This window comes from Paenimyroides tangerinum (assembly GCF_003865405.1).
GTDB classification, from domain to species: domain Bacteria; phylum Bacteroidota; class Bacteroidia; order Flavobacteriales; family Flavobacteriaceae; genus Flavobacterium; species Flavobacterium tangerinum.
The window spans coordinates 1-8145 of record NZ_RQVQ01000066.1 but is presented as its reverse complement, the minus strand read 5'-3'; the positions used below and the strand labels follow the sequence as shown (position 1 = coordinate 8145).

Below are 8145 nucleotides of genomic sequence, written 5' to 3'. Positions count from 1 at the left end.
ATGAGTCAAATTTAAGATTTTAGTCTTAACTTCAACTGAACGCTAAGTTAGTATATCCAGACATTCTAGAAATAGAAAAATTATTAAACCAAGTATTAGATAAACTACCTTCTTCTCCTGGAACATACTACAGAGGGATTGGTAAAGATGAAATTGCTATATTAGACAAACTAAAGATTGGTGACGATATTCCTTACAATAACTTTATGTCAACAAGTTCAGAAGAAGAGGTAGCTTTAAGATTCTATTTTGATAATTTAAAGAAAACAGGACAAGGTGCTATGATTAAAGTTATTTCTAAAAATGGTAAAAGTATTGATAGATATTCTGATGCTACTGAATTTGAAATTTTACATAAATCTAATTTGAAATTTAGAATAAATGACATAATACCAGATTATTTTCAAAATCCGGCAGAAGTGGCTTTAGATGGAGAATCTCCAATAAAATTTACATTATTTATAATAGAAGAATTATGAAAATAGGAAATATTTTACAAGTATATCAAAAAAATATTTTTTCAGATAAAGGAGGAGAAATTTCAATGTTAAACTTTCTTGAAAGTATTGAAAAATGGAATTCTCTTAATAAAGACGAGAAGTTGGAGTATAGACGTAAGGATATGTTATATACTGAAAAACATTTTAATAATGATTTAATACAAGAAAAAAAATATACATATCTGAAACTTGTTTACGAAATGCATTTTTCTTTAAAAAAAATTTTGGATAGTGTATCTTTTAATGAGAAAGTATTTATTTTAGAAAATCAATATTTATTTAGATTGTATTCTATGTTTTATTGTGAAATAGAGCTTATTTGTATGTATAAGGATTTAAAAAAAATAGGACACATTCCCCTTTTTATTTTAAAACCATTAATAGAACAAGTAAAGGATACAGAAGAATATAAAAAATATAAATTGCATGAACTTTTTGAAACCTACGAAAAAATGTATGCCCTGTTTTTAGAAAGACCTTACGAAAAAAGTTAGAAAAAACAGCTGATATTAAATTTATTTTTTATAAAAATGTAGATGATTTCACTTTAACTTTCGATAAAACAGGTTCTATAGCCGAATCAATTCGTAAACAAGCTTTTGATTTATATAGAGAAGGTAAATGGGCGGAATTAGAAGATTTGTTTAAAAGTATTAATATAAAATGGCTTCCTGCGTTTGGAGGTTATAATATTGTAGACAACGTTCCTTTAACAAAAGGTATGAAATTCGATAGATATTGTAGCTCAATTGGTTATTCTGAAAAAGGAAATTTAAATTTGAATGGTAATTTTACATCTCCGATAGAAAATGGCACTCCATTTAGTTTTTCACAAAGAGCTTTAGTTAAGTTAAGAAATGAGTATGATGTTTACTATGAAATAGAAGTTCTGAAAGATTTACCTTTTACTGCACAAAATGCCGATGTTATTCCTTGGTTTGGACAATTAGGTAAAGGAAAACAATCGATGTGGAATATTCCTAAAAACCCTAATTCTCCGAAAGATTATTCATATACATTGACTGAATTAGCAGAAATGGGTTATATAAAAATAACGATAAAAGAATCACCTAATGGTAAGTTTAAATCATTGGTAAATAAAGAAATACCTTAATTATGATTTTTTTTAAAAATAAAATAATAAAATGTAGTTTAACTTATTTCGGACCTTCTTTAATTCAAATAAATAAGGAAGAAACGTGTGAACAAATATTTAATATTCCTTTTACTTTTTATTTCAATCATAGCTGGAATATTACACATAAATGTTCTTGTTGTGATAATAGTGTTACAATAATAAATGATGTTAATAATAACTTTAAAAATTATACCACTATTTCAAACTTAAATTCTAATAATTACGATATATTATTTTTACAAGAATTAGCATCTTTATTTTCCAATATAATTCTTGCAAAAGTTGATAATGTAGTTTATTTAAATAGAAAGGATTTTAAATATGAATTTGATTTTCAAAGAAAACAATCCGTTTCATTAAAGGGTTATACATGTAAATCATGTAATGCTAGTTATTTAGGGATTTTAAGAATAGGAATGCCTATTTTACCAGAAAAATCAATGCAAGAAGGAATGTTCGGTAGTGTAGAAATAGAAGAAATCATTGAGGTTGATATTAGTGAAGATATTTTTTAGAATGTAATAAGCCGAGCTAAAAGCTTATAGCGAAACTAAATTAGGTAAAGGTTGGTGGAAGAATTTAGATAATGTTAGCGGAGCGGGGAACTTGTCCACTCGACTTACCTCAAAATTAATATCAAGAGGAGTATCGAGTTCTGTAGCGGATGATATAGTACTACGAGCGATGTATATTGATGATGTTATTGGAACTAATAAAATGCAAACAATGCTTGATGATTTATTGAGCTCTTCTAAATTTAAAAACCCAGAAGACTTATTAGATAATTTAAATGGGGTATTTAGAAGTCCTGTAAATTCGGGTAATGTAAACTCAGCAAGTGCAAATAATTTGTATAAAGAATTAGAGGAGGGTAAATATTGGATGAGTCAGGGAGATGATGTATTTATCTCTAAAAAATGGTCTGCAGGTGGAAATGAAGTAGATGTTACAATCACTACAAAAAATACTTTGGTGGAGTGTAAGAATTTAAGTGGAAATAATTTAGGCAGTTTGGTTAATGATATAATAGCCAAATATACGATGGAAAGTAAATTGAGTACTGCAATTAAAAATCAATATCCCAACCATTTTGGTAAAATCTCAATCAGTAATTCCTCAAATGAATTTTATAATTTGAACAAGCATCAAATAATTAATAAATTTAGGCAAGAATTATTGGATAAGCCAGGTGGTATAGTTAAAGATAAATTAGTTAATTCTGTAAAAGAGCTTCATATAGAAAATGGACAAGGTAGAATCATAATAAAAAATTCAGAATGGTGATGAAACGATTTTATATTAAAACAGAAAATTCTAGTAAGTATTGGACTGATTTTGAATCTGAACTTTCGGCTTACTATCACTTAATATGGTTAGGTGAAACTAGCATAAATGATTTTATTATTAATGAAGTGAATTTTATTAAGAAGTACATGTTACTAACCTACAAGTATGGTTTGGTTACGCCAATTAACGGCAATGAACAAAATTTGCTTTCAGGATACCAAGATTACAAATTAAGTAATGAGAACAAAGGAATTAGTGGCAGTAATCTAATGAATTATCTATATAATAATAATCAAAAAATAGATTTAGTTTATCCATCAAAAATATTTACAGATGTAAATGATAAATTACCTAAAAAGCTGATAGGCGTTGACCCAGTTACAGAATTAAATGCCGATATATTTTTACATGATAGTTATTGGAAGTTTCCTTTAAGAGTTGAATTATGGAAAAAAGAAAATAAAATTGAAGTTGTATTAAATCTAGATAACGACATTTTTAATTTGGGATTAGAGAATAAGAAATGTCGTGAATTTGAATTCCCTGTTGATAATTCTGATTTAGCTTACTTAAACACTCCTCGATTAAATAGTTTTTTAAGGGATTTGAAAAAGCTATGTTTCGAGTATGGTGCTACAGATTTTGAGTTTGAGGATTTAGGTTTAAATGATTTTACAGAAAATGGAGTGTTATTTGATAATGAGATTGTATATTACGAAGATATTGTGGACATATTGGAACCGTATCAACGAATTGTAAAATAAATATTGGATTGTAATACCAGACTGCTCGGATTTAACTTCGTTCAGTCGGCCAAAGCCCCGAGTGCAACCCGTGCATATTAAAAAAAACACAGACTTCAATTCATAAGAAGTCTGTGTTTTTTTTGCAAGAAGGATGGCAGCATTGTTTGAGCTCTTTTACAAATTCTCAATTTGGAAAAAGCGAGTGCGTACAGCCTGGCCTGCAACGCAGTGGAAGGCTTGCCCCAGAGATAAATCATTTTAACAAACCTATCCCGTACAGGCCGTTCCGATAATTAGTAGTCCTTATAGCAGCAAGCTTACAGATTACTCAAACGCTATGGTAAATCGCATTAATTTACAATTAATCACAACCGATTTATTAGTTCAGAATCGTCCTGCGATGTTGCAATTGCGCATACAAGGAAACGGAATCAATGCACAAAGCGCGCCCATCGTATCGGGCATACCACCTATTTACCTAAACGGAGGCGAAATCTTGAGCTTAACAAGTGCTGATTTGGCAGGTTATTTCCGTTTTCAAAACCTACAAGGCATTACAACCACCCGTTACAGCGAACCGTTGCCAGATGGCGTTTACACCATTTGTTTTCAGGTCTATGATATGGTGACCAAAAAATGGTTATCACAAAATAGTTGCGCTACCATTTATTTAATGTTGAACGATCCGCCGCAGCTAAACGTTCCAAGTAATAACGAGCAAATAGCAAGTAGCGATTTTCCAAACATCATTTTCTCGTGGACACCGCGCCACATGAATGCGACCAACGTATCGTACGAGTTTGAGTTAAAAGAAATATTAAATACCAATTTAGACCCCGCGTTTGCCTTTGAGGTAAGTCCGCTGTTGCATAAAGAAGAAGGTTTGCGAACCACCACTTTGTTGTATGATATTAGTAAACCTGTTTTAATACCAGGCAAAACCTATGCTTGGCGAGTAAAAGCCATTTCAACCAACGGATTGGCAGAAAACAGCGTTTTTAAAAACAACGGCTACAGCCAAATATATTCGTTTAAATACGCCAGTAATTGTATAGCACCACGTTATTTGTTAAGCGAACAACAAAGTATTTCACGTGTAAAAATTATGTGGCAAGGCGAAAATGCACATCGCAAATACCACGTACAATACCGCAAAGCACATGTTGATAATGCCGAGTGGTTTGAAACCTATACAGTAAACACCCAAGCGTTACTGCAAGATTTAGAACCCGGTTTTACGTATGAGTTTCGAGTAGGAGCCACCTGTGAAGCCGAACAATATGGTGTAACATCAAGTTATATCTATTCGGGTATTCAAACCTTTAGCATCGATGCTTCTGAAAATGCAACAGTTTTTAACTGTGGTATTGTACCCGAAATTGAAATAGCCAACCAACAACCGTTACCTGATTTAATCATTAACGAAACTTTTATGGCGGGAGATTTCCCTGTAAAAGTGTTAGAGATTAGCGGTTCAAACGGAGTGTATTCAGGAAAAGGATTTATAGAAGTACCTTATTTATTTTTTGTGAAGATTGGTGTTGAGTTTACCAGCATCCGCATCAATACCGATTACAAACTGATTGATGGAGTGGTAGAAACCACTTACGATCCAGAATGGGGGAATATTATTGATGTTACTGATTTAGTTGAAGATATTAAGGCAATTGGTGAAGAATTTATAAAGATTTATGATGAATTGCTAAATGGTGATTTGAAAGATAAAAATGACCAAGAAAAACAAGAGATATTAAATCAAAATGAGTATCAAGTTGAAAAGTATATAAAAACTATTGACGATTTATTAAATTCAGGTGTTATTACAAATGAAGAAGCACAAGTTTTAAAAGATAAATTAATTGAAACTAAAGATTGTCTTGAAAGTGGTTTAAATTGTGAAGAAGAAACAGTTGCAGTACCAGAGACAAATAGCGGTCCATTTACAGGAAATTATTACTTTTTTGATTGTACAGCCGAATGGAAATCTTGTAATGAAAAAGCAAAAGAAATTGCGAATAAGATTAAAGCGCTTGTGGAAAAAAGAGATGAATTAATTGGTGTACTAACTTATTCAGAATATTTATCGTATCAAGATAATGATGAAGAAGATAGATTCAAATTTTATCTTTCACCTGCAGGTATGGTTGTAGTTTTACCGGCCGAAGCTATTCCTTCATTTTCGAAAGAGTTAGAAAATCCAGAAATTAAAGACTTGATAATACCAGATGGTGCTTTGACAGGTTTTACTTTAAATGATCAATATTACGCTGGAAGATATAGAAAAATTGATGGAAAATGGAGGTTTGAAGGTTATCGTCATTGCATAACTAGAGATGAAAATGGAGATTGTTCAAAAGATAGATTTTATACTGATATAAATAAACAATATCAACAAATTCTTGAGAAAATTCTTGATAAAGATGAATCTGTTTTAACAACCTTAAATAAATCTAGCTTTAATGATGTATATTTATCAGTAGGTTTTGCAACTACAGTTTCTAATCAAGCAATAACAGCTCAGATTGAAGCTTTAATTGCTCAAAATTTAGGGAGATATGGAGCAACAATAGGTCAGGGAGCAAGCTCAGCTTTTAAAATATATTTTTTAATTACATTATGGGATTTTTTGGTTACACCTTCTACAATTGATACAGTCGGTGTAGGTACATTAGTACCTTCATTACCAATTGATTTATCAGTGAAAGATAATCCTTTTGAGAAAGATATTCCAATTGATTTACCAATTACTATCCCTCATTCATATCCTCAAAATAGTGGTACTTGTAAAGTTTATGTAATTTGGAAAGTTTCAACTTCAGGTGAAGTTTCAGTCGCAAAATATGGAATGACATGTACTGAAGATTATGAAAATGAATGCAACATGCGACCAGAAAAACAATGTAAGAAATTTGATTCAGAAAATACAAAAGGAGAAAAGTTTTTTTATAATTGGGTAACAAGAGATATTTCTAAAGATATTTGTCATGTAATCGAAAAGTCATTAACTGCGAGTTATGTAATTTTGAATAAGGGCGAGTTACCTTCACATCATTATTTACCGTGTTTTATTAAAAAGGATGAGTTTCAAGAAAGAGTAGATAGAGCCGAAAAATGGATAGAAGATAAAATAAAAGAATATAATAAGTAATTAAAAAAAAGAAATAATGAAAAAAATAGAAGAAATAAGAGTTAATGATAAGTATCATATAGGTGGAGTTTTAGGTTCAATATTTTTAAACCATATGGGTGATTATAGTATGGGAAATGAAGTAAATATTTTAGGGATTCAGTTTCATTTTGAAGACCTTGTAGATAATATAATTGATATAGGATTTAATCATAATAATACCTATAACTTATTCTATATGCATGTTAATATTTCTCAAAAACATTTTGAATCCTTAGAAAATAAAACTAAAATTGAATTTATTTGTAAATGTATTTATAAAGCCTTATTAGAGTGGGCAAAAAAATTTAATTTACCAGAAGAACCTATACATTTAGCTAACAAAAAAATAATAGCAAATGATTTTTTTTGTGAGTCTTCAAAAAAATACAAATCTAAAAACAAGAAATACACCTGTTCTATTGAATATAGATACGAATTTGAATCAACAACTTATAGATTGAACGTTCTGGATAATAATACAAAAGAAATTCGTAAATATGTTATCTGTAATAAAAAATATTTTAAAGACAATGAATTAATGAAAACAGATTATATGAAATGGTTAAATACTCCAAGAACACTTAAAGTTACAGGTTGGATAAATGAAAATGAATTTGAAATGAATTGGGGAGAAGAAAAGTTTATATTCAACATTCTAACAACAGAAATAAATATTTTAATGGTATAAAACAAAACTCTTTTCGACGGAGAGATGACGGAGCGACGACGGAGAAACCGTATTTATAAACAACATAAAAAAGCATTTTAAATTTACGCTTTAAAATGCTTTTTTTATATTCAAAAATTTAATTAATCATCTAATAGACAATTAAAAGGTCAATGACATAAACCGTAAACTTCCCAATAGGTAGCGCAGCAGATATTATCATAAACAATAGTGGTGAAATTGTAGTAACCGGTCCAGACGGACAAACCGAAACCTTCCCAGGTGGTAAAGACACGGTAATAACCGATAGTGAAAAGAATAACTATTATGTAGATGCAAACGGTAATGTTTCAGGTCCACTAGAATCTGCACCAGGAGGTAAACCAACTCCTGAAAATACTGATGGAGTAAACAAAAACGGTGAAGTAACCGAACTTACAGCCGAAGGCGTTCGTGTGGTTTTTGAAAAACATACCGATACACAATACGCCTTTGACCAAGTAGCTTACAACAAAGAACTAACCAGCGATTACAAAAAAGTAGGTGATGCATTTGTACCATTTAAAGCAGTTCCGAATGGTTTAACCGATAAGCTTTGGGCAAAAGTAACCCTTACTGGTACTGATGTAATTGCAGAC

At 30.4% G+C, this 8145-nt stretch carries 9 protein-coding genes; all 9 read left to right on the top strand.

The annotated features are described in order from the left end of the window. Positions 1-206: 206 nt before the first annotated feature. Positions 207-479 (top strand): hypothetical protein, encoded by a 273-nt coding sequence (locus EG240_RS15680; RefSeq protein WP_125020277.1) that lies wholly within the window; start codon positions 207-209, stop codon positions 477-479. Beyond that, the gene (locus tag EG240_RS15675) at positions 476-994 is read left to right on the top strand and encodes a hypothetical protein (protein ID WP_125020276.1); all 519 of its coding nucleotides are present in this window, start codon (positions 476-478) and stop codon (positions 992-994) included. Before EG240_RS15680 ends, EG240_RS15675 begins: the two co-directional genes overlap by 4 nt. 146 nt (positions 995-1140) lie before the next feature. After that, the gene (locus EG240_RS15670) at positions 1141-1614 is read left to right on the top strand and encodes a glycohydrolase toxin TNT-related protein (RefSeq protein WP_158612037.1); all 474 of its coding nucleotides are present in this window, start codon (positions 1141-1143) and stop codon (positions 1612-1614) included. A gap of 2 nt (positions 1615-1616) precedes the next feature. Continuing rightward, entirely contained in the window at positions 1617-2153 is a 537-nt protein-coding gene (locus EG240_RS15665; RefSeq protein ID WP_125020274.1) for a hypothetical protein, read from the top strand. Between the two features lie 211 nt (positions 2154-2364). Further along, positions 2365-2922, top strand: coding sequence for a hypothetical protein (locus tag EG240_RS15660; RefSeq protein WP_125020273.1), 558 nt, complete (start codon positions 2365-2367; stop codon positions 2920-2922). Then, positions 2922-3689 carry a hypothetical protein gene (locus tag EG240_RS15655; RefSeq protein WP_125020272.1) on the top strand — a complete coding sequence of 256 codons (768 nt, stop codon included), beginning with the start codon at positions 2922-2924 and terminating at the stop codon, positions 3687-3689. Before EG240_RS15660 ends, EG240_RS15655 begins: the two co-directional genes overlap by 1 nt. A gap of 319 nt (positions 3690-4008) precedes the next feature. Next, complete coding sequence (locus EG240_RS15650; protein WP_125020271.1) at positions 4009-6819, top strand: fibronectin type III domain-containing protein; 2811 nt, start codon at positions 4009-4011, stop codon at positions 6817-6819. A 16-nt stretch (positions 6820-6835) separates the two neighbouring features. Continuing rightward, complete coding sequence (locus EG240_RS15645; protein ID WP_125020270.1) at positions 6836-7528, top strand: hypothetical protein; 693 nt, start codon at positions 6836-6838, stop codon at positions 7526-7528. Positions 7529-7962: 434 nt separating this feature from the next. Then, positions 7963-8145 (top strand): hypothetical protein (locus EG240_RS15640; protein ID WP_148096363.1); only part of this gene is annotated, 183 nt, incomplete at its 3' end.

Bases quoted from the DNA above. Each gene is read 5' to 3' on its own strand.
- EG240_RS15650 (WP_125020271.1), top strand. From the start codon at position 4,009: ATGGTAAATCGCATTAATTTACAATTAATCACAACCGATTTATTAGTT.
- EG240_RS15665 (WP_125020274.1), top strand. From the start codon at position 1,617: ATGATTTTTTTTAAAAATAAAATAATAAAATGTAGTTTAACTTATTTC.
- EG240_RS15660 (WP_125020273.1), top strand. From the start codon at position 2,365: ATGCTTGATGATTTATTGAGCTCTTCTAAATTTAAAAACCCAGAAGAC.
- EG240_RS15655 (WP_125020272.1), top strand. From the start codon at position 2,922: ATGAAACGATTTTATATTAAAACAGAAAATTCTAGTAAGTATTGGACT.
- EG240_RS15680 (WP_125020277.1), top strand. From the start codon at position 207: ATGTCAACAAGTTCAGAAGAAGAGGTAGCTTTAAGATTCTATTTTGAT.
- EG240_RS15645 (WP_125020270.1), top strand. From the start codon at position 6,836: ATGAAAAAAATAGAAGAAATAAGAGTTAATGATAAGTATCATATAGGT.
- EG240_RS15675 (WP_125020276.1), top strand. From the start codon at position 476: ATGAAAATAGGAAATATTTTACAAGTATATCAAAAAAATATTTTTTCA.